The sequence below is a fragment of the Thermodesulfovibrionales bacterium genome (assembly GCA_035622735.1).
Lineage (GTDB): Bacteria > Nitrospirota > Thermodesulfovibrionia > Thermodesulfovibrionales > UBA9159 > DASPUT01.
On the sequence record DASPUT010000057.1, the window covers coordinates 1 to 19,966 of the forward strand.

Genomic DNA, 19,966 nt, shown 5'->3' on the forward strand with positions numbered 1-19,966 from the left:
GAGGTTCGCCAGTACCGAGGCCCTTGGAAAGATAGGAGAAGACGGTGCCGTAATCGCCCTGAAGGAGACGCTCCGTGACGAGCCGTGGGTCGCCATGGCGAGCGTAAAGGCTCTGGGAGACATCGGCGGCGACGATGCGCGGGAAATTCTCTACGGCTGCCTCGAACGGGATGAATACCGCGGCATCGCCTTTGAAGCACTCGAGAAGGCCGGCGATGAGCATACGATAGAATATCTCATACCCTCTTTCGGCAGCGATGATCTCGGGGTGTTGGCGCTCAAAGCGGCGGCCTCCATCGCGGACCGGAAGGGGATACCACTGCCGCCCGAATGTCTCACGAGCCTCATTCCGCTCCTCATCGATCTCCAGCAATCGCCGGATCGGGAGCTGAGGAGGATCGCCTTTATCGCCTTAGCCTGGGCCGGGGATAGAAGGGGACTCCCCTATTTTATCGATGCCCTGACAGATTACGAGCTTCAGGAATACGCGATAAACGGAATCATCGGCATTGGCGACGGTGCCCGGAAGGCCGTCGTCGATGCCCTTGAGGACACGGGACGGTCGGAGCGAGACGTTCTCGCGAAGATACTCTCCATGATGGGAGAGTACACGAGCTTACTTGAATTTTCTGAAGACGATGACCCTGAGGTCAGGGTGGAAGTGGCCCTTGCCGTCGGGCGGGTAAACACGAGCAGGAACATCGAGATTCTGGAGAGGATGCTCAACGATCCCGAAGACGAGGTGAGACTCGCTGCCCGTAAATCAAGCCTGGATCTCGAGCTATGATGAACATGGAGAGCGTGAAAGGCGCGGGCGCGGGAGAACTCATCATGACCGAAAAGGAGTACCGTCTCTTCATTGACTTGATAGAGAAGGAAGTCGGCATCGTCATGAAAGGAGACAAGCGGGTGACCCTTCAGGCGAAACTCTCTCACAGGCTCGCGATACTCGGCCTCTCCTCATACGGCGACTATTACAACGCGATCATCTCCGAGCCTTCGAAAGAAGAACTTCACAGTTTTATATCCCATATAACCAATAACGAGACCTATTTCATGCGGGAGATTGCTCGATTCGCTCTATTCGGAGGGCTTCTCAGCGAAATGAAGAGATGTAAGCTGCGGGAGAACCGCAACGATATTACGATCCTTTCGGCAGGCTGTTCAAGCGGAGAAGAGGTCTATACTTTGAACATCATGCTCATGGAGAGCGGCCTCTTCGCGTGGGGCTGGGATGTAAATCTCTTTGGAATCGATGTGAACAACAATGCCCTCAAGAAGGCAAGAAACGCCGCATACACGAGAAACTCATTCCGGCTGCTCGACGGGAACGAGGAATTCCGCCAAAAATATTTTGATCGGAAGGACGACTCCTATATATTGAAGCTGCCCTATCGGTCGCGTGTGCAGTTCAGACACGGCAACATCCTCCATCCTGAGTCTTTCGGCGGCATGGGCACGTTTGACGCTATCTTCTGCAGGAATGTCTTTATCTATATGAGTGATGAGGCAATACAGAGGATCACGGAACATTTCTATCGCCACCTCGCCGATGACGGCTATCTCTTCATCGGTTCCTCGGAAAGTCTTCTCAGCAAGTCACAATTCTTCGTCCCCGAGTACCGGGACGGTGTCATCGTCTACAGAAAGAAACCATCGTCTGGTGCCCGGTCATGTCCGAAGATCATCATATAAGGGTTTTGATTGTTGACGATTCTCCCTTTGTTCGCAAGGCGCTTCAAAGGATATTCGAAGCGGACCCCTCTCTCGTCGTAGTCGGTACGGCAAGGAACGGAAGGGAGGCGGTGGAGAAGACCCTCTCCCTCAAGCCCGATGTAGTCACCTTAGATATCATGATGCCGGTTATGGACGGCATCGAAACGCTGAAGATACTCATGGACCGCTGTCCTGTTCCGGTGCTCATCCTCTCCCAGTTTACCCATGAAGGTGCGGACCTCACCCTGAAGGCACTCCAGCTCGGCGCGATGGATTTCGTCGACAAATCTTCTCGGGGACCGATGGACTTTCTCGCCCTGACGTCCGAAATCATCGCGAAGGTAAAGGCGATAGCACACAACAGCCCGAAACAGCTCGCGTGTGAGTCCCGAATCTTATCCGGGTATAGTCCGCAGGGCATCGTAGAGGTGGTAGCGCTCGGCGCGTCAACGGGGGGTCCGCCCGCACTCGAGATGATCCTCCGAAGGTTTCCGAAGGGGACAAGCGTGGGATTCCTCATTGTTCAGCACATGCCGAAGGGTTTTACCGCATCGCTTGCAGAGCGCCTTGACAACGTCTGCTCCATCCGTGTAAAAGAGGCCGAGGACAGGGACAGAATCGAACCCGGGCTCGCCCTCATCGCGCCCTCGGGGCTTCACATGAAGGTTCGAAAAGGCAGGGGGACCGTTCGTCTTGATATCGAGCCGATGAATTTCGTCCACAGGCCTTCCGTTGATGTGCTCTTTCAGTCCGTCGGGGAGACCTACGGCAGTCGTTCCATCGGTGTCATCCTGACCGGTATGGGTTCTGATGGAGTGAAAGGCCTGGGCACTATCAGGGAGCGGGGGGGTCTCACCTTGGCACAGGATGAGTCGACATCGGTAATCTTCGGGATGCCGAGGGTCGCGATAAACAGCGGAGTCGTCGATAAGGTCGTGCCGCTCAACGATATGGCCGAGGAGATACTGAAGAATGTCTAAGGTTCGTTAGGCTTCCGGAGGCGACTCACTCCCCGCAGCCTCCAGGGAGAGTGTAACCGTCGTCCCTTCTCCCTCTTCGCTCAGAATTTCGATGGTCCCCCCGTGGTCTTCAATAATTTTTCTGCAGATCGGCAGACCGAGCCCTGTCCCCTGCTTTCTTGTCGTGAAGAAAGGGTCGAATATTCGCTCCATGTCTTCCTTCTTAATACCGGTCCCGTTATCCTTGAAAGAAATGCTGACCCTGTTATCTCTTCTCGTGACTACGGTCGTAATGCTCGTGCTCTCTGCCCCCGATGCATTGTCGACAAGGTTGAGAAGGACCTGCATCAACTTCTCCTTGTCGGCCCTGACGCGAGTGAGGGGAGGGATAGGGCCTGCCGAAAGACTGACCTTGTACTTCTTTGTCTGGATGTAGTGCCTCAGCTCCGTCAGCAGGATGTCCAGATCTATCTCGATGAGATTGAGTTTTGACGGCCTGCTGTAGAGGAGGAGTTCGTCAACGAGATGCCGCATCCTGGAGGTCTCCTTGAGGATCGCCTGCATGAGGGCCTGATGCTGCGGGGATTCGATTTCCCTCCCGAGAATCTGCGCAATAGACTGAATCGCAAAGAGCGGGTTTCTGATTTCGTGCGCAACCCCCGAGATGATCTTCCCGAGCGCCTCAAAGTGCTGTTTCTTCTTTACCTCGGCCTGGAGTTCTTTTATCTCGGTCAGGTCGCGAAAGACGATGACCGTTCCCCGCTTGTTCCCCTCCTTGCCCGGGATGAGCGAGTTCGAAAAACCGATCGGCCGAGTCGTACCGTCCCTCAACGTGATGGTGGTCTCCCTGCCGATACGGGTATCGATGATGAGCATTTCTCTCGTCTCAGGATATACGTCCGTAAGCGCCTGCCCTCTCATCCCAGCAGGGGCCATTGCAAGTATCTCAGCCCCGGGGAAATTAACCGTCAGAATTCTTCCTTCTCCGTCCACGACCATGATGCCGCTCGGGGTATTGTTGAGTATCGCATCCGAAAACTCTTTCTCGGCGTTCAACTGATCCATGAGCATTCTCAACTGCTCATCCGCTGCCTTCCGCTCCGTGATATTGCGGGCGATACCGAGAATCCCGACGACCCTTCCATCGGAGAACTGCGGCGGTGTTATGAATTCTCCTACGAGATATTCACCGCTTTGAGCGCGCACACGCAACTCAAAAGGGGCCGGCACTTCTCCACGCAATGCCTTCCGAAACATCTCGAGTGCAACGGGGAGGTCACCGGGATGGAGGATCTGGACGAAGGACTTACCGATCCACTCGGCCCGTGGCCAGCCGGTCATCGCCTCGAAGGCAGGGTTAAGGGCCGTAATCACGCCGTCCGGCGAAAGGCGATAAATGACATCCGTCGCACTCTCGACAAGGTCCTTCTGGAACTCACGCAGTTGCGCGTTCTCCCTCTGGAGACGGCATACATTCATCGCGCGGGAGACCGTCGATGACAGCAGGCCGATCTCCATGGGCTTCAATATGTAATCGAAGGCCCCTGCCTTCATCGCATCGACCGCGGTCTGGATCGTCCCTCCCCCGGTAATCATAACGCAGAGGAGGTAGGGATCGATCTCGCGGGCCTCGCGGAGAAGCTTAACGCCGTCCATCCCGGGCATTACGAGATCCGTCAGGAGCAGATCAAAGGACCGTTTCTTTAATGTCTCGAGCGCCTCCCTTGCCGACGTGAACCCTGCCGCTTCATAACCAAGCTCGGAAAGGATTTCACAGATAACCGTGAGGGAATCGATTTCATCATCGACGACGAGAAGACGGCCCTGACTGGCCGGCGTTTTCTCTTCTTTCTTTTCCTGACTATGTCCTGTCTGCATAGAATAGGGATTTCTTAATCTAGGTGATGATAAAAACCGTGCGGTCTTGCTCGTCGGAGAGTAACGTCGATAGTTCATGTGATCGGGATAGCGGAAAAGAGAAGGAAAACACGTTCCCCGCTGCCCCTTACTTCTTCTTCCCCATGAGGTCATTTACCCATGAGAATGCCGCTGCCGTTGTCGGAAACCCAACGGTATTGATGAGGAGAGCTATGGTATGGTAGATTTCATCCTTGGACGCACCGGCCTGCAGGGCCCTCTTCACATGGGAATGCACTCCCCCCTCAGAGCGCAATGCGACACAGGCTGCAAGCTGGATGAGATTGCTCGTCTTTGCGTCGATAGGTCCGGCCTCCCGTGCTTGCCTGCCCGCCTCTTCATGCGCCTTCATGAGTTTCGAAAACTTCTTCTGAATTGTCTGGTAGTTTTTCGGATACTCCACGGGACACCTCCGCGAATGTTTCTTTAATAGTGCTTTTTCAGTTCGAAGAGCACCTGTTTAGCGACATCCTTGAGGGTTTCAAAAACCCCGGCGCCGTTTACCGCAACACCTTCGAAAAATGGAGTGTTGTTCGTATTGAGGAGGCCATCGATCTCGGTGAGCGGCACGACATTCGGCAGATCCCTCTTGTTATACTGGATGGTGTAGGGCAGTTTTTCAAGGTCATAGCCCTGGTCGGCGAGATTGATCTTGAGGTCTTCAAGACTCTCGATATTCGCCTCCATCCTTTCGATCTGAGAGTCGGCAACAAAAACGACACCGTCCACACCCTTGAGGATGAGTTTCCTGCTGGCGGCATAGAAGACCTGGCCTGGCACCGTATAGAGGTGAAACCTGACCCTGAAGCCCCTTATGTCTCCGAGGGCGAGAGGAAGAAAATCGAAAAAGAGGGTCCTTTCGGTCTCCGTAGCGAGCGATATGAGTTTGCCCTTCTGCTCCGGTTTTGTCTTCTTGTAAACGAACTGGAGGTTCGTGGTCTTCCCGCAGAGTCCCGGACCGTAGTAGACGATTTTACAGTTTATCTCGCGGGAGGAGTAATTTATAAACGACACGGAACTCTATCCCTACCTGAATAGATTATCGATATCCTCATCGCTGATCTCAGCAAAGGGAGACTCGTCCAACCTTCCCTCGCTCTTTTCCCTGTCCGCCTTCGCGGCTATCTCTTCGAATATCTTCGCGATCGCCTCGGAGGACTTTTTCACCCGCAGCCGTACGAGACCGAGGGAAGACCTCTGGTCGAATATCACTACGAGAATTACCCGCTGACCGATAAGCGTGATATGGATATTGTCCGTGTCACCTTCATGGAAAAGGACGGTGAACTCCCGCTCTCCGAGGAGCCGTGCGATACCGCCTGTGGCTGCGATGTTGCCCGCGGTCAGGGATGCGAGGGCGGTTGTGTCGAGGTTGTACGTATCTCCCGCAGAAGCGATGAGTTGTCCGTTTTTGTCGATGAGAAAGAGGACTTTTGCATTGGTCTGTTGGTATAATTTGCGGAGTTCTTCGTCAATGCGCCGGAACTCGCCTTCGTACATTACCAGATTCGATTCCATGACACATCAAAAATAGCATATTGTCACTATTATATCAACTCTCCGCGACCGGAATCTTAGGGTCTTTCTCCCGACGACCCCCCGGCCTCTTTCCTCAGTCTTTCCCACTCCTTGTCGACCTCTTCCTGGGAGAGCCTGAGGAGCCACTCATTCTCTGGAGCGAAGAGGTGCTTGAATCTTCCCTGCGGCTTCATGAATTCTTCGAGAGGTTTCTTCTCTTTCGGCTCGAACGTTATCTTCGTCACACCGCCCTCGACCTCATAGAGGGGCCAGTAACACGTCTCGACAGCGAGTCTCGAGAGAAGAATAGCGTCATCGGTCCTTGACCTCCATCCCCGGTTACAGGGCGCAATGACATTGATGAATTTCGGGCCTTGTATGTCGAAGGCCTTTCTGAACTTTGCCATCGCGTCCCTCCAGTGGGACGGCGATGCCTGCGCAACATAGGGAATCCCGTGCGCGGCCATGATCCTCGTGAGATTCTTCCTTGGTTGCATCTTCCCCTTGACGGAACTTCCTACGGGGCAGGTAGTCGTATCTGCCCCGATCGGGGTCGCACTGGAGCGCTGTATCCCGGTATTCATGTACGCCCCGTTGTCATAGCAGACATAGAGCATGTCATGGCCGCGCTCCATCGCGCCCGAGAGGCTCTGAAACCCGATGTCGTAGGTTCCCCCGTCACCCCCGAAGGCGACGAACTTGATGTCCTTGTCTATCCTCCCCTTCTTCTTGAGAGCCCGGTACATCGTCTCGACACCGGAAAGGGTGGCAGCTGCGTTTTCGAAGGCATTGTGTATCCAGGGAATCTTCCATGAGGTATATTGGGAAATGCAGGTCGAGACCTCGAGACAACCTGTCGCATTCGCCGCAACGACGGGATAATCGGTCGAAAGGAGGACCTGCTTCACGACGATCGGCGCCCCGCATCCCGAACACATCCGGTGTCCGTGAGTAAGGCGGCCTTCCTTCTTCGAGAGCTCTTTCAGGCTGAGTGTTGTTGTTGCGGTGGTAGACATCTTATTCCCTCACTCCTATATATTCTTTGAACGTTTTCACCTTGCCCCCCTTCGCGATTTCAACCAGTTCGGAGAGTACCATCTCGGCGTGCTCGGGTAGGAAGTCCCTCCCGCCGAGACCGTATATCTTATTGATGAGCGCCGGCTTCTTGCCGTTCATCATCATCGCCGACGCGATCTCCATATGGAGGGGACCAAAACCTCCGAAAGAGTCGGCCCTGTCCAGGACGGCTATCGCCTTAGCGCTCTTCAGGGCCGAAGCGATCTCCTCATAGGGGAAAGGCCTGAAGAACCTTGGCTTCAGGAGACCGGCCTTGATACCCCTGTCCCTGAATTCGTCCACAACGTCCTTTGCTGTCCCGGCCGCGGAATTGAGAAGGACGAGGGCGACCTCCGCATCATCCAGGCGGTATGACTCGAAGAGTCCGTATCTTCGTCCCGATATCTTTGCGAATTCATCGGCGACTTCGAGGGCCACCCTGCCGACCTTCGTCATGACCTCGTGCTGGGCCCTCTTGTATTCCATGTAGAGATCCGAGAGGATAAGGGGCCCGTAGCTTACCGCATGATCCGTATCGAGGAGGGGATGAGCGGCCCTGTATTCACCGACAAAATTCTTTACCGTGTCGTCATCGAGGTATTCGAGCCTCTCGATGGAATGGCTAATGATGAAGCCGTCCATGCAGACCATCGCGGGGAGCCGTATTTCAGGGTGTTCCGCGATCCTGAATGCCTGAATCGTGTTGTCGTACGCCTCCTGGGCGTTTTCCGAATAGATCTGGATCCAGCCCGTATCCCGTGCTCCCATGCCGTCCGAGTGGTCTCCATGAATATTAATGGGGGCCGAGAGTGCCCTGTTCACCAAGGGCATGATGATGGGCAGCCTGTCGCCTGCGGCGATGAAGAGGATCTCCCACATGAGGGCGAGTCCCTGGGATGAGGTGGCGGTTACCACCCTTCCGCCGGCTGCCGACGCGCCGACGCAGGCGCTCATGGCGCTGTGCTCGCTCTCCACGAGAATCATCTCCGTGTCCACCCCGCCGTCGGACACAAAACTGGTAAACCGCTGCATAATGTCCGTCGCCGGCGTTATGGGGTAGGCCGCGCAGACATCGGGGTTCACCTGCCTGAGGGCGTTGGCGATCGCCTCATTTCCGGTAACCGCTACAATCTTTGCCATCTATTTGCCCTCCTCTACCATCACGATAGCCTTCTGACCTTTCTTGCCGGGACATTCCATGGCGCAGATGCCGCACCCCTTGCAGTAGTCATAGTCGAACTCTTCCCTCTTCCCCTCTTTCACCTTTATCGCCATGTCCGGGCAGAACATCCAGCAAAAGAGGCACTGGATACAATGTTCCGGCTTCCAAACCGGCCTGAACGCCCGCCATGAGCCTGTCGTGAATTTCGCAGAACTGCCGGGCTCGGTCACAACCGCACCGAGGGGCAACTCTCTCCAGCCCTTCTGTTTCATCCTTCCTTCACCTCCGCAAAGCCCCTCTTTGTCGCCTCGACATTGCCGTCTATTATTTTCTGGGAAAACTTCTTCCCGAAACTTTTTCTCACATCATCAATGAGAGAGTCAAGGGTTGTCAGTCCAGTAACCTTGCAGACCGCCCCGAGCATCGGCGAATTGGGCAAGGCCCTTCCGAAACAGTCGATGGCGATCTTCGTTGCATCTACCGTAACCACCCTCTGTGTCTTCGGAAGGTTCAGTTTTGCGCGTATCTCGGCGGGTTCTTTCGCCGTGTTGACGATGAAGGTGGCATCTTCCCTGGCGCCCTCAGCCACATTGACACCATCGAGGAGCGTCGCATCCGTAACCGCTATGACCCTGGGATGGAGGACCGGACAGTGCAAGCGGAGTTCCTTGTCGCTCACCCTATTGTAAGCCCGCAGCGGAGCACCCGAACGCTCAGGACCGTACTCGGGAAAAGCCTGAACGTGCCTTCCACCGCTCAGGCACGCATCTGCGAGAACCTTCGCGGCGGTCACCGTTCCCTGCCCTCCCCTGCCGTGCCATCGTATCTCAACCGTATCAGCCATGGTATCCCTCCAGAAAAGATAAGTTTTTTATTTTATCGAAGACCTCGTTTTTTTTGCAATAGTATTTTGTGCCAGGGGACTGGTATAATTTCTCAAATTTCATGACGATACCATGCCGATGCATATGAGAATAACCCACGAGGCCGGTCTGTCCTACCTCAGGGACTTCGATCTTCTCGAACTCGGTGAGATGGCCGATACCGTGAGAAGGGAGTTGCACCCCTCGGGGATTGCGACGTTTGTGGTCGACAGGAACATCAACTATACGAACGTCTGCATCAACCGGTGCAAGTTCTGCGCGTTCTACAGGGACCTCGACAGCACCGAAGCCTATATCCTCTCGGATGATGAGCTCTTCAGGAAGATTGACGAGACCATCACCCTCAGCGGCACGCAGATCCTTCTCCAGGGCGGGCTCCACCCCGAGCTCGATCTCGATTATTACACGGATTTATTGAGATCCATAAAGGAACGATACAGCATAACCATTCACGGCTTTTCCCCCCCGGAGGTTTCCTACCTTGCGGACAAACATAGTCTGACCGTCAGGGAGACCCTGAAAATCTTGCAGGAGGCAGGCCTCGATTCCATGCCGGGGGGAGGCGCCGAGATCCTCTCGGACAGGGTGAGGGAGATCCTCAGCCCGAGAAAGATTAAATCTGCTTCCTGGGTACGGGTGATGGAAGAGGCTCATCGTCTCGGCATGCGCACTACGGCGACGATGATGTTCGGGTCCGTCGAAAAGCCGGAAGATATCATTGAGCACCTCGATCGCATACGGGATCTCCAGGACAGGACCGGCGGCTTTACCGCGTTTATCCCCTGGTCGTTTCAGCCGGGGAATACGGAGTTGAGCCGGCAGGCCCTCCCCTCCCCTGCTTCCGGTAAGAGAGTGCGAAAAGGGCGGAAAGCGGGGGATCGGGAGAAACATGAGCCCGCGTTGGAGATGCATGCTGCCACGGCGGTCGATTATCTCAGGGTGCTCGCGCTTTCACGAGTATATCTCGATAATATCAAAAACATTCAGGCCTCCTGGGTAACTCAGGGGGTGAAGCTCGCTCAGGTCGCCTTGAGATTCGGCGCCAATGATTTCGGCTCGACCATGATCGAGGAGAATGTCGTTGCGGCAACAGGGGTGAGCCATCGCGTATCGCAAAAGGATATAATCGGTGCCATAAGGTCTGCGGGCTTTAAACCGGCTCAGAGGGACACCGGCTACAACATCGTGAAGGTATTCGCATGAGATCATGCTGCGGTCGGAACATGGCCGGCGCTCTCCGGTGGTCGCGGAAGAGGTCACGCATCATCACGTCAACGAATCATAAGCAGGGGGCCTATGCCGGATAGAGTCTATGACGCAATCGTCATCGGCGGCGGTCCCGCCGGTCTGAGTGCGGCCCAGTATGCCGCACGGGCGAAGCTCAGCACAGTCGTGCTTGACAAATCGCCGACCGCGGGTGCCCTCGCATTTTCGAGCAAGGTCGAGAATTACCCCGGGCTCGCAAAACCCCTGAGCGGCAAGGAACTTCTCGATATCTTCAGGGAGCAGGCGATCGGGTTCGGTGCCGAGTACCTCGAAAAACAGGTTGTGGGAGTGAGACTTGAGGATGAGATAAAAGAGGTCTATACCCTGGATGAGACGTACAGGGGGAAGACGGTTATCATCGCTACCGGTTCCATGGGGAGAAAGCCGACGATAAAGGGCGAGGCTGAATTTCTTGGGAGGGGCGTCAGTTACTGTGCCATATGTGACGCCGCCTTTTACCGCGGCAAGGTCGTCTGCGTCATCGGTGACTCTGAAGAGGCGGTTAAAGAAGCGGGGCTCCTGACGCGGTTTGCCGAGACCGTGTATCTCATCTCGCCGTCTAAGAAGATCAAGGTTGACGACCATCCCGCCCTGAAGATGGAGAACCTCAAGATACTGGCGGGACAGAGCGTCATCTCCATAGAAGGCGACGAGGCTGTCGGGAGCGTGAGGATGGCAGACAGTGATCGGATCGAGCGCGATCTCGAACTCTCAGGGGTTTTTGTATACCTCCAGGGTTCGAAGCCGATTGTAGATTTCCTCGGGGAGAGCATCGAATTGAGCGAGGAGGAGTGTATCATATCGAATCGAATGATGGCCACCTCGATCCCCGGTGTGTTTGCGGCAGGGGATGTGATCTGCACCGAAGTGAGGCAGGTAGTCATCGCCGCATCGAACGGCTGTATTGCCGCGCTCTCTGCCGAGCAGTTCATCCATCATCGGAAGAGACACAAATATGATTGGGCGAAATAGGTTTCGGGCTGGCTCAAACCGTTTCTACCGATAGCCCTGCTATGACTGGTTGCAGTCGCACGCTTTGTTTCAGGATAACGTCATCTCAATGAACGAGGGGGCCCGGTTTGTTTTCTAAGATTACCGTAAAGAATCCGATAGTCGAGATGGACGGCGACGAGATGGCCAGGATAATCTGGCTCTCGATAAAAGAGAGACTCATCATGCCGTTCCTTGATCTTCCGATCCGCTACTATGACCTGAGCATAGGCCACCGGGATGCAACAGACGACAGGATAACAGTCGAATCAGCCCATGCCATCAGGGAGACCGGGGTAGGAGTGAAGTGCGCAACGATAACCCCGAACGCGGAGAGAGTCAAGGAATACAACCTGAAGCAACAGTGGAAGAGCCCGAACGGTACGATCCGCTCCATCCTCGACGGGACGGTATTCAGAAAGCCGATCATCATAGAGAATATCCCCCCCGCTGTCCGGACATGGAAGAAACCGATAATCATCGGCCGCCACGCATACGGAGACATCTATAAGAATGCGGAGTTCGTCGTCGATGTACCCGGCAGAGCAGAACTCGTATTTATTCCGGATGGAGGCGGTGAAAAGAAGACCGTAACAATCCATGACTTCAAGGGCCGCGGCGTCATCATGGGTATGCATAACACCGAGGCGTCGATTCGGAGCTTTGCCCAGGCCTGCATAGAATATGCACTGGGCGAGAAGACCGACCTCTGGTTCGGGGCGAAAGACACCATTTCGAAGCAGTACCACGGGTTTTTCAGAGATATCTTTGCGGAGGAGATAGGCAAGGTCAGGGAGAGACTCGAAAAAAGCGGGATACGCTACCGGTATCTCCTCATAGACGATGCCGTCGCGCAGGTGATGAAGTCCGAAGGCGGAATGCTCTGGGCCTGCATGAATTACGACGGTGACGTCATGTCCGACATGGTCGCAACAGGGTTCGGGAGTCTCGGGCTGATGACCTCGGTTCTCGTATCACCCGACGGGAAGTATGAGTTCGAAGCAGCCCACGGCACGGTCGTGAGACATTACTACGAACACCTGAAAGGGAATCGGACATCCACGAACTCCGTGGCCTCTATTTTCGCCTGGACAGGAGCCCTGGCAAAGCGGGGAGAGCTCGACAATACTCCTGCGGTTGTCCGTTTTGCGACGATCCTCGAACGCGCGGTGATAGAAACGGTCCGAGAGGGAATCATGACAAAGGACCTCATGCTCATCGCCGAGCCGAAGGTCGAACAATATGCCCTTACCGAAGAGTTTATTGATGCCGTGGCGGAGAGGCTGAGGAAAGCGCTCTAAGTCTTCTCCCTGATCGAGCCCTTCTTCCGGCGCTTCTTCTTTTTTTCACCGCCCTTGATCCACCAGTCGCTCTTGTCCGAAAACCACCAGAGTGAGGAATCAGTTTGGAGGATCGTTTCGGAAAGCTTCCTCGCCGTCTCCGTCCTGAGGCGCTTTGTAGCAAAGGCGAGCCATTCATCGGCATAGGTATTCCCGAGGTCCTTATATTCTTTCAGGGCGAGGATTATCTCGAGTTGGTCCGCATCATAGGCCAGCTTCGCCTCGAGGGTCTTGCCCTCGATGAACTCGATGATGAGTCCCCTGATTTCTTCACCGAAGGGAAGGGTTGCGGCGAGATCATTCACGGCCTTCTCCTCGTTCGCTTCGACATATTTCTTGTTCACGTAATTCAGGTCCCCGGTCCTTGCCTCGGGAAGGTCATGGAAGAGGCACATCTTTATGATCCTGTCCGTGTCCGCCTTTTTTGCGAGGCGACCGAGAGTGTAGCCGACATAAACGGTCCTGAAGATATGCTCCGCAACGGATTCGGAGCCGGAGCCGAGAAACTGGAAGCCCGTTCTCGGGGTGCGCTTGAGCATGCCTGCCTCAAACAAGAAATTCGCGATCCTTTTCATTGGGTCTCCATAAGAACGGCTGATAATTAGTTATTCGGCCTCTATTTTACAAAAAACGCGGCCTCCCTGTCCTCTTAAAGAATATTCCCTTTTCCGACGGATCCGGAAAAAGTCGGAAGCGGAAGAGACCTTGCTGACAGGCCGTTGCGATTTCAGACGGTTTTCGTTATCATAGAAAAGATATCCGAGAAAGGAGGTGGATGATATGGGAGGATTGTTTCAGCCGATGCATCTGCTGATCATCCTGGTGATCGCGCTCGTCATCTTTGGCCCGGGCAGGCTTCCTGAACTTGGTTCAGGGATTGGGAAGAGCATACGGGAGTTCAAGAAGGCCCTTTCCGGTGAAGACAAGGAATCGGCGATTGAGTTGAAAAAAGAGACAGACAGCGATGATGTCACCGGGAAGAAGGCTTAACGATACCTGAGAAGTCAGAGAAACCCGTAAGAGAAAACCCTATGCTTGCCTTTCAGGGGGAAGTTTCCTCGCCTCCTGACGTTGCTTTCATTCCGTTTCGAAGAGAATGCTCCGGCCGGATCTCTCGCGCTACGTGCCGGAGTTCCCTGATAGCGAATACATTTCTTCAGCCGTCGATCGCCGCAATCACGAACGAAAAAGATACCGTGAAGGAGGCAGGATGTCAGAGTTGAAGCAGATCTACAAGACCATTATGGATGACGATTTCCCGGCAAAGATGACGGTGACGTTCGGAGATCAGACCCTCGTCTACGCGAAAAGGGCGTGGACGATACCTGATGAAAAGACCGGCGAGCTTATCGAAAAAGGCCTCCGTTACGGCGAAAACCCCGATCAACAGGCTGCGCTCTATGAACTCGTGCAGGGGAATGTCGTCCTCGGAGATTGCAGGTTCATCGAACCGGGCAACGGCCTTGTGAGCAGCATAACCGAGGCCGACATGCTTCAGGCGGGAAAGCATCCGGGAAAGACGAATCTGACCGACCTTGATAATGCTCTGAATATCCTGAAATACCTTTCGGACAGGCCCGCGGCCGCGATCATGAAACACAATAATCCCTGCGGGGTTGCCTACGGGGAAACGATCGCCGAAGCGTATGACAGGGCGAACATGGCAGACAGGATAGCTGCCTTCGGCGGATGCCTCGTTGTCAACCGTGTATTCGACAAAACAACCGCTGAGATGGTGGCAGGCAACTACCTTGAAGTCGTCGGTGCGCCGGAATTCGGAGAAGGCTCATTAGATATCCTCTCAAAACGGAAGAATCTCAGGATAGTCAAGGTCGGGAGGATGAACCGGCTCGAGAGATACCGATCCTTCCGCTTCCTCGATTTCAAGTCACTGATAGACGGAGGCGTCATTATACAGCAGTCCCAGATAAACAGGATACGGACGAAGGACGACTTTCTCCCCGCAAAGACCCTCTATAAGGGAAAAGAGTACGATGTCAAACGCCATCCGACGGAGAAAGAATATGATGACATGCTCTTCGGCTGGAACGTTGAACAGGGTATCACGTCGAATTCCGTTATCTATGTGAAGGACGGGGTGACCGTCGGAATCGGGACAGGGGAGCAGGACCGCGTCGGCGTCGCAGAGATAGCAGTATTTAAGGCCTACACGAAGTATGCCGACGCACTCTGTTTCAGAAAGCACGGGGTGCCTTACAAGACCTTTGAATTCGAGGCATCGCAGGGCAAGAGGGATCTCTCCGGACTTCGTGAGATCGATGAAGAGACAAAGAGGAACAGGGGCGGTCTCATCGGCTCGACTATGGTATCAGACGCTTTTTTCCCCTTCCGGGATGGCGTCGATGTCGGGATAAAGGAGGGGGTCACGGCGATCGTCCAGCCCGGCGGCTCGGAAAGGGATTTTGAGGTGATCACGGCATGTAACGAGGCAGATCCCAAGGTGACTATGGTCTTTACCGGTCAGAGGGTCTTCAGACACTGATCTACGAGCCTCTTTGTCCCGACCCGGGACATTTAGAGGCAGGGACAGAGCCTATCGGCCTCTTGTTTCAGCAGTTTCGCGGCGGTTCTATCGAGTCCGCTCCTTCCTATGAACAACTCTTCGTCCGTATCGGCGATGTCCTTTACGAGGATAATGTCGTTTCGGAAAAGTACCTCGAGAGCGTCTTTTCTTGCCGACGGCAGGATGGTGACAGGGTAGAGTCTCTTTTCCTCGATCATCGTCTCGAGGCTCTCCTTCTCGGGATACCGCCAGCTCACGATCTTCAGCCCTACACATGAGGCGTATTGTATCGCATCGCTTGTGCAGCGGGTATTCGTCACGAGCCAGCCCTGACTCATCATCGTGGCCTGCCGCTTCAGTTCGTACGCCTTGTTAATGTCCGCAAACCGTGAATGGACATAGAGCGCTATCTTGACGTCCGTCGGCTTCCCCCCTTCGTTGTGATACTTGCACTCTATCATGAAATGCTCGTCATCCTTGTGTGCGACGACGTCGACTTCATGAGTGACGCAGTATCCCTCGATAAACTTGTCCAGTTCCACGGCATATCCGTAGGCCTTCAGCACCCTCGCAAAGTATTTCTCGAAGGGATAGCCGGACGGTCCGAGCGCGAAGATAGCCCTTTTGAGGGAATATCTCATGCCGGAGACGTGGTTCTGCTGTTTCAACAATCTCTTCGCAAGCTTGAAGATGTGCCGTGTGTGGGACGACGGACCGATCTCGTTCTCTACCCTCTCCGCTATCGCAAAGGCAGCATCAGACGATGCCCCTGAACGGATAAGGGAATCGGCAAGCTTTCTGACGTCGAATGCCTCGTCCCTACCCGATGATTTTGTTACGGTCTTAGCCACAATGAAGTCCTATGCCCCTCTCTCCTTTGCTGACATGCCATTCCGCCCTTACTGTGGCATCGCGGTTCGACTAACCCCCCGTGGCAGACTCTATCCAGGCCTCTAACTGCAGCTTCGGTAAGGCTCCATAGAGTTCATCCACCTTTTTGCCGTTCTTGTAGACGAGAAATACAGGCGTTGAGCGTATGTCAAAACGGTTCGCGAGCAGCCATTCTTTCGCGATATTGATCATAGCAACCTTCAACCTCCCCGCCTTCTGACTCGCTATCTTCCCGATGAACGGCTCTATCGCGGTACAGATGCCGCACTGCGGGGACCAGAATTCGACGAGGACGGAACCGGGCCACTTCAAGACTTCCTCTTCAAAGGTATGTCCCGTCACTTCTACGGGCGCCTTCGGAAAATCGAGGATGTTCTTGCATCGGCCGCATTTCGGCCGTTCAAATATCCTGTCTGCGGGAAGGCGGTTGAGGGTCCCGCACGATCTGCACCGCAGGAGTACCGTTTTATCGTTCACAGTCCCTCCCTTTCCCCTCCACGCCATTATGAGCCGTCATCTTCATGCATTATTATATCTTCATTTGCTTTTGGAGGAAAGGCTCGACAGGAGAAGAAGTCTGCTGTAAGGAACGATAAAACCTTCCTAAGGGACGGTTTCTGAGGTCTCCGGCCCTGAATTCGCTTTGACGGCAAAGTAGAGGTAGCCGAGGGAGATCAGCGTACTTATGAGCCAGGAGAGGGGAATTCTCATCCCCAAATAAGTATGCAGTGTATTGAGAAGAATCGTCGGCGTCATCGATACTATCGCGAGGCTCAGGCATGCCCGATAACCGAGGGAAACTTTCAGCCTCCTTGCGAAGAACATACCTGATACCGCAAGGCACAGGGCCAGTATAGTCCTGAAGAGAAAAGACGAGAGGAGTGCAAGGGGATAGAGGACATAGGCGAAGGTCCCGACAAAGGTCTCCATCCAGTCATACATCCTGGACCGGTCAATGACGAGGTTTTCGATTTCTGAGAGATCATAGGGCCACGTCTCTGTCGGACCCCTCCTGATTATCAGCTCTCTCTTTGTCAGCAGGGCGATAGCTGGGGAGCCCTTGAGAGACGTTACCTGCCCCGTCGTATCGATAATCGCGAGAGGCGCGTTACTCTCCGGGTCCTTAATCACATAGGGCATCGGTTTGTCTACCGATACCGTTCCCTTCGTAATCGTAATGACCGGTATCTGTTCCACGATCTTAGGACCTTCCCGGGAGAGGTAACCGGAGACGAGGGAATGTGTCTTGAATACGAAAGGTATCGTACAGACCGCCGTCAGGAGGAGGAGATAGAGAAAGGATATCTTCCTCCAGTTCTTTCCCACATCCCGATAGAGAGACCGTGAGTAGAATGACATGAATAAGGGATGGACCGTCGTATACCGTCTCATAACCGTATCTCGATTGTACCTCATTTTGCAAAAAATCGGCAAAGGAAGAGAGCCCCTGCAGAACCTTGCCGTCTCGCATAACCCTGGTATAATGAACTTGATGACAGGTGCTTCGTGGGAGAGACGAGATGAGATTGAGAGGCATGGGGATTATAGGAATAGTCCTGACGTTCCTCTTTTTTATTACAAATGCGGCCCTTGGCAAGGAGGGAATGAAGATGGATGCATTGAAGATATCGAGCAAGGCGTTCGAAAACAACGGAAGCATTCCGGAGAAATATACCTGCGACGGGATGGATATAAATCCTCCCCTCCTGTTCGAGAATGTCCCTTCAGGAGCAAAATCGCTGGCCCTCATCGTTGATGACCCTGATGCGCCGATGGGCATGTGGGTCCACTGGGTGGTCTGGAATATGGACCCCAGAACAGGCGAGATAAGGGAGGACGCGGTACCAAGGGGAGCCCTTCAGGGGATAAACGACTTCAAGAAGCATGACTATGGAGGACCCTGCCCGCCTTCGGGCACACACCGCTATTTCTTTAAGCTCTACGCCCTAGATGCCCTCCTTGATCTCGGCGCGAACGCAAAGAAGGCCGATCTCGAAAAAGCGATGAAGGGGCATCTCATCGCGCAGGCCCAGATCATAGGGCTCTATAAGAGAAAGTAGAAAAAGGCGTTCCTATCTCCCCTGCATGCCCCCTGAGGGACGGCCTCCGCCCTGGGGATGGATGACTTTTCCGCCTCCGCCGGTAGACGGTCTCGAGGACTTGCCGACACCTTCCGGTCGGTAGGCGCGATTGAAGACCCTTTCAGGCGATCTCGGGATTCCCGTCGAGATGAAGCCCCTTGAGTGAGAGGCGCCGATACCGGCAAAGGTCCTTCCGTTAAATCTGCCTACGGGATCGATCCTGAAGGTCCTGTGAGTCTGCACGTCGGTGAAATGGTTGGTGACGACGGTGACCCTCCTGTTCAGAACAACGACCTTGTGAAAATCGTGCAGAACAAAAAAACCCGGAAACCAGAAGCCGGTCCACCAGAACGGATAAGGGACCCAGGCATAGAGTGCGTAATATGCCGGCGGTGGCGCGTAGTAAGTGACGATCGGCGGGCCTTCGCTCGTATAGTAGTCGTCTATCCCTCCGGGGTTAGGGTAATTTTCGCATCTCGGAGCGGCTTCGCACCTCTCACCTTCCCTGTAGGGCCTGAGCGGCAAGGAGCTTTCAGCAACGACATTCTCAAACGCCCTCATGGCGTCGGCCCCTCCGATCTGGAGTCTGCCTGAATCGGCCGCCTCGCTGACCGCTTGGCGGACCTCACCGACAATATCGGGCGTTACGGGATAATCGGCGATCCATCCGTTCCGTGGTGCGATACCGGCTGAACCGAGTAAGCTCTCAGCCTCGACCTCGTCTTCTGTCGTGCTAATGCCGAGTTCTGAAACGAGCCTGACCGCAAACGAGCCCTCACGCACCAGGGGTTGTCCTATCGGAGGCGCCTCTGCCTGTCCTCCCTGCGATTCTGCAGGAATCGTCACCGACAGGAGAAGAAATAGGATCGCTGCTACAGCTCTTGACAAGAGAGCTCTTTTCATCGCGTCGTCCTTCGTTGTCTTGATCATACAACCTTGATTTAGTCTAGGATTTGACGGAGCATATTGTCAATTTTCCCATGAAAGACAGACCGACCACCTTGCGGTGACTGTCCGATGGTATCGATCGTTGGAAGAGGAATTTCTGTAATTCCCGATATCAGGAGGAGGCAATAGCCTTGCGTCAGGCAAACCTCTTCAGCATCTTCTGCTCATACATCATTTTCTCCCCGCGATGGAGCAGTTCATCGACAGAACAGGGGTTTTCCGGATCGTAATAGGATACGCCGAAACTCAGCGAAAGCCTGTAATTATGTTCTCTTTGCTCATTGTAGGTCTCAATGCCCGTTTGCAATCGTGCAGCGACCGCCTCCATATTGTCACCCGTGATGCCTATCTGGAGAACCATAAACTCATCCCCGCCGATGCGGGCAACGATGTCGCAGTCCCGAAAGGTCTCTCTCAGGATCTTCGCAGTCCCGATTAACGCCTGATCACCTTCACTGTGGCCGAAGGTATCATTGATAGTCTTGAGATTATCGAGGTCGGCATAGAGCATGAAGACTTCTCTTTTTAGGCGAGCGGCCATCTTCAACTCCTGTTCAACGAGATTGAAAAAACCCCTGCGGTTACAGAGACCGGTCAGTTCGTCGGTCAGAGACAAGGCCCGTAATTCTTCCTCAATCCGCCTGCGCCAATCGATCTCACGCTCCAAATTCTTGGTACGTTCCCTTACCTTCATCTCAAGTTCGTCACGGGATC

23 protein-coding genes are annotated in these 19,966 nt (G+C 54.3%); 9 read left to right on the forward strand and 14 right to left on the reverse strand.

The genetic code is table 11. The annotated features are described in order from the left end of the window. From VEI96_03135 to VEI96_03145, 3 genes are all read left to right on the forward strand, one after another. On the forward strand, positions 1–787 hold a 787-nt coding region (locus tag VEI96_03135), incomplete at its 5' end, for a HEAT repeat domain-containing protein (GenBank protein HXX56975.1). Positions 788–792: 5 nt separating this feature from the next. After that, positions 793–1,695 (forward strand): protein-glutamate O-methyltransferase CheR, encoded by a 903-nt coding sequence (locus VEI96_03140; GenBank protein HXX56976.1) that lies wholly within the window; start codon positions 793–795, stop codon positions 1,693–1,695. Continuing rightward, the gene (locus VEI96_03145; protein HXX56977.1) at positions 1,674–2,696 is read left to right on the forward strand and encodes a chemotaxis response regulator protein-glutamate methylesterase; all 1,023 of its coding nucleotides are present in this window, start codon (positions 1,674–1,676) and stop codon (positions 2,694–2,696) included. The genes VEI96_03140 and VEI96_03145 overlap by 22 nt, the downstream gene beginning before the upstream one ends. 6 nt (positions 2,697–2,702) lie before the next feature. On the opposite strand, the gene VEI96_03150 is transcribed toward VEI96_03145, so the two are convergent. From VEI96_03150 to VEI96_03185, 8 genes are all read right to left on the reverse strand, one after another. Beyond that, positions 2,703–4,553: a PAS domain S-box protein gene (locus tag VEI96_03150; GenBank protein HXX56978.1), complete on the reverse strand. Its 1,851-nt coding sequence runs from the start codon at positions 4,551–4,553 to the stop codon at positions 2,703–2,705. A 127-nt stretch (positions 4,554–4,680) separates the two neighbouring features. Further along, positions 4,681–4,995: a carboxymuconolactone decarboxylase family protein gene (locus VEI96_03155; GenBank protein HXX56979.1), complete on the reverse strand. Its 315-nt coding sequence runs from the start codon at positions 4,993–4,995 to the stop codon at positions 4,681–4,683. Between the two features lie 23 nt (positions 4,996–5,018). After that, positions 5,019–5,606: a GTPase domain-containing protein gene (locus VEI96_03160; GenBank protein HXX56980.1), complete on the reverse strand. Its 588-nt coding sequence runs from the start codon at positions 5,604–5,606 to the stop codon at positions 5,019–5,021. Between the two features lie 12 nt (positions 5,607–5,618). Further along, positions 5,619–6,110, reverse strand: a complete 492-nt coding sequence (locus VEI96_03165; protein ID HXX56981.1) for a roadblock/LC7 domain-containing protein — start codon at positions 6,108–6,110, stop codon at positions 5,619–5,621. Between the two features lie 56 nt (positions 6,111–6,166). Beyond that, the gene (locus VEI96_03170; protein HXX56982.1) at positions 6,167–7,126 is read right to left on the reverse strand and encodes a thiamine pyrophosphate-dependent enzyme; all 960 of its coding nucleotides are present in this window, start codon (positions 7,124–7,126) and stop codon (positions 6,167–6,169) included. Position 7,127: 1 nt separating this feature from the next. Beyond that, a complete protein-coding gene (gene porA, locus VEI96_03175; GenBank protein ID HXX56983.1) occupies positions 7,128–8,306 on the reverse strand; it encodes a pyruvate ferredoxin oxidoreductase in 1,179 nt (392 codons plus the stop codon). Further along, positions 8,307–8,600, reverse strand: a complete 294-nt coding sequence (locus VEI96_03180) for a 4Fe-4S binding protein (protein ID HXX56984.1) — start codon at positions 8,598–8,600, stop codon at positions 8,307–8,309. Continuing rightward, a complete protein-coding gene (locus VEI96_03185) occupies positions 8,597–9,172 on the reverse strand; it encodes a 2-oxoacid:acceptor oxidoreductase family protein (GenBank protein ID HXX56985.1) in 576 nt (191 codons plus the stop codon). The genes VEI96_03180 and VEI96_03185 overlap by 4 nt, the downstream gene beginning before the upstream one ends. A 112-nt stretch (positions 9,173–9,284) precedes the next feature. On the opposite strand from VEI96_03185, the gene VEI96_03190 reads away from it, so the two are divergent. The 3 genes from VEI96_03190 (at position 9,285) to VEI96_03200 (ending at position 12,769) form a co-directional block, all read left to right on the forward strand. After that, positions 9,285–10,415: a radical SAM protein gene (locus VEI96_03190; protein HXX56986.1), complete on the forward strand. Its 1,131-nt coding sequence runs from the start codon at positions 9,285–9,287 to the stop codon at positions 10,413–10,415. A gap of 93 nt (positions 10,416–10,508) precedes the next feature. Next, positions 10,509–11,450: an FAD-dependent oxidoreductase gene (locus VEI96_03195; protein HXX56987.1), complete on the forward strand. Its 942-nt coding sequence runs from the start codon at positions 10,509–10,511 to the stop codon at positions 11,448–11,450. 107 nt (positions 11,451–11,557) lie between these two features. After that, the gene (locus VEI96_03200; GenBank protein ID HXX56988.1) at positions 11,558–12,769 is read left to right on the forward strand and encodes an NADP-dependent isocitrate dehydrogenase; all 1,212 of its coding nucleotides are present in this window, start codon (positions 11,558–11,560) and stop codon (positions 12,767–12,769) included. On the opposite strand, the gene VEI96_03205 is transcribed toward VEI96_03200, so the two are convergent. Continuing rightward, positions 12,766–13,383 (reverse strand): HD domain-containing protein, encoded by a 618-nt coding sequence (locus VEI96_03205; protein ID HXX56989.1) that lies wholly within the window; start codon positions 13,381–13,383, stop codon positions 12,766–12,768. The genes VEI96_03200 and VEI96_03205 overlap by 4 nt on opposite strands. Positions 13,384–13,588: 205 nt before the next feature. Here VEI96_03205 and VEI96_03210 point away from each other — a divergent pair, with 205 nt between their 5' ends. Further along, positions 13,589–13,798 carry a twin-arginine translocase TatA/TatE family subunit gene (locus VEI96_03210; protein ID HXX56990.1) on the forward strand — a complete coding sequence of 70 codons (210 nt, stop codon included), beginning with the start codon at positions 13,589–13,591 and terminating at the stop codon, positions 13,796–13,798. A 220-nt stretch (positions 13,799–14,018) separates the two neighbouring features. Next, positions 14,019–15,311 (forward strand): hypothetical protein, encoded by a 1,293-nt coding sequence (locus VEI96_03215; GenBank protein HXX56991.1) that lies wholly within the window; start codon positions 14,019–14,021, stop codon positions 15,309–15,311. Positions 15,312–15,343: 32 nt separating this feature from the next. On the opposite strand, the gene VEI96_03220 is transcribed toward VEI96_03215, so the two are convergent. The 3 genes from VEI96_03220 to VEI96_03230 all read right to left on the reverse strand — a co-directional run bounded on the left by VEI96_03220 (position 15,344) and on the right by VEI96_03230 (position 17,615). Continuing rightward, positions 15,344–16,183: a restriction endonuclease gene (locus tag VEI96_03220; GenBank protein ID HXX56992.1), complete on the reverse strand. Its 840-nt coding sequence runs from the start codon at positions 16,181–16,183 to the stop codon at positions 15,344–15,346. A gap of 70 nt (positions 16,184–16,253) precedes the next feature. Then, on the reverse strand, positions 16,254–16,700 hold the full coding sequence (locus VEI96_03225; GenBank protein HXX56993.1) for a thioredoxin domain-containing protein: 447 nt from the start codon (positions 16,698–16,700) through the stop codon (positions 16,254–16,256). 126 nt (positions 16,701–16,826) lie between these two features. Continuing rightward, positions 16,827–17,615, reverse strand: a complete 789-nt coding sequence (locus VEI96_03230; protein ID HXX56994.1) for a DUF1189 domain-containing protein — start codon at positions 17,613–17,615, stop codon at positions 16,827–16,829. A gap of 128 nt (positions 17,616–17,743) precedes the next feature. Here VEI96_03230 and VEI96_03235 point away from each other — a divergent pair, with 128 nt between their 5' ends. After that, the gene (locus VEI96_03235) at positions 17,744–18,283 is read left to right on the forward strand and encodes a YbhB/YbcL family Raf kinase inhibitor-like protein (protein ID HXX56995.1); all 540 of its coding nucleotides are present in this window, start codon (positions 17,744–17,746) and stop codon (positions 18,281–18,283) included. Positions 18,284–18,295: 12 nt separating this feature from the next. Here VEI96_03235 and VEI96_03240 read toward each other — a convergent pair whose 3' ends face one another. Further along, the gene (locus tag VEI96_03240) at positions 18,296–19,207 is read right to left on the reverse strand and encodes a hypothetical protein (protein HXX56996.1); all 912 of its coding nucleotides are present in this window, start codon (positions 19,205–19,207) and stop codon (positions 18,296–18,298) included. A gap of 181 nt (positions 19,208–19,388) precedes the next feature. After that, positions 19,389–19,966: GGDEF domain-containing protein (locus tag VEI96_03245; protein ID HXX56997.1), on the reverse strand; the 578-nt coding region annotated here is incomplete at its 5' end.

What these genes read in the sequence shown, in the direction of transcription:
- VEI96_03180 (HXX56984.1), bottom strand. Translation starts at nt 8,600, where the DNA reads ATGAAACAGAAGGGCTGGAGAGAGTTGCCCCTCGGTGCGGTTGTGACC.
- VEI96_03170 (HXX56982.1), bottom strand. Translation starts at nt 7,126, where the DNA reads ATGTCTACCACCGCAACAACAACACTCAGCCTGAAAGAGCTCTCGAAG.
- VEI96_03145 (HXX56977.1), top strand. Translation starts at nt 1,674, where the DNA reads ATGTCCGAAGATCATCATATAAGGGTTTTGATTGTTGACGATTCTCCC.
- VEI96_03240 (HXX56996.1), bottom strand. Translation starts at nt 19,207, where the DNA reads ATGAAAAGAGCTCTCTTGTCAAGAGCTGTAGCAGCGATCCTATTTCTT.
- VEI96_03190 (HXX56986.1), top strand. Translation starts at nt 9,285, where the DNA reads ATGCCGATGCATATGAGAATAACCCACGAGGCCGGTCTGTCCTACCTC.
- VEI96_03210 (HXX56990.1), top strand. Translation starts at nt 13,589, where the DNA reads ATGGGAGGATTGTTTCAGCCGATGCATCTGCTGATCATCCTGGTGATC.
- VEI96_03165 (HXX56981.1), bottom strand. Translation starts at nt 6,110, where the DNA reads ATGGAATCGAATCTGGTAATGTACGAAGGCGAGTTCCGGCGCATTGAC.
- VEI96_03195 (HXX56987.1), top strand. Translation starts at nt 10,509, where the DNA reads ATGCCGGATAGAGTCTATGACGCAATCGTCATCGGCGGCGGTCCCGCC.
- VEI96_03205 (HXX56989.1), bottom strand. Translation starts at nt 13,383, where the DNA reads ATGAAAAGGATCGCGAATTTCTTGTTTGAGGCAGGCATGCTCAAGCGC.
- VEI96_03150 (HXX56978.1), bottom strand. Translation starts at nt 4,553, where the DNA reads ATGCAGACAGGACATAGTCAGGAAAAGAAAGAAGAGAAAACGCCGGCC.
- VEI96_03140 (HXX56976.1), top strand. Translation starts at nt 793, where the DNA reads ATGGAGAGCGTGAAAGGCGCGGGCGCGGGAGAACTCATCATGACCGAA.
- VEI96_03230 (HXX56994.1), bottom strand. Translation starts at nt 17,615, where the DNA reads ATGAGACGGTATACGACGGTCCATCCCTTATTCATGTCATTCTACTCA.
- VEI96_03215 (HXX56991.1), top strand. Translation starts at nt 14,019, where the DNA reads ATGTCAGAGTTGAAGCAGATCTACAAGACCATTATGGATGACGATTTC.
- VEI96_03185 (HXX56985.1), bottom strand. Translation starts at nt 9,172, where the DNA reads ATGGCTGATACGGTTGAGATACGATGGCACGGCAGGGGAGGGCAGGGA.
- porA (HXX56983.1), bottom strand. Translation starts at nt 8,306, where the DNA reads ATGGCAAAGATTGTAGCGGTTACCGGAAATGAGGCGATCGCCAACGCC.
- VEI96_03235 (HXX56995.1), top strand. Translation starts at nt 17,744, where the DNA reads ATGAGATTGAGAGGCATGGGGATTATAGGAATAGTCCTGACGTTCCTC.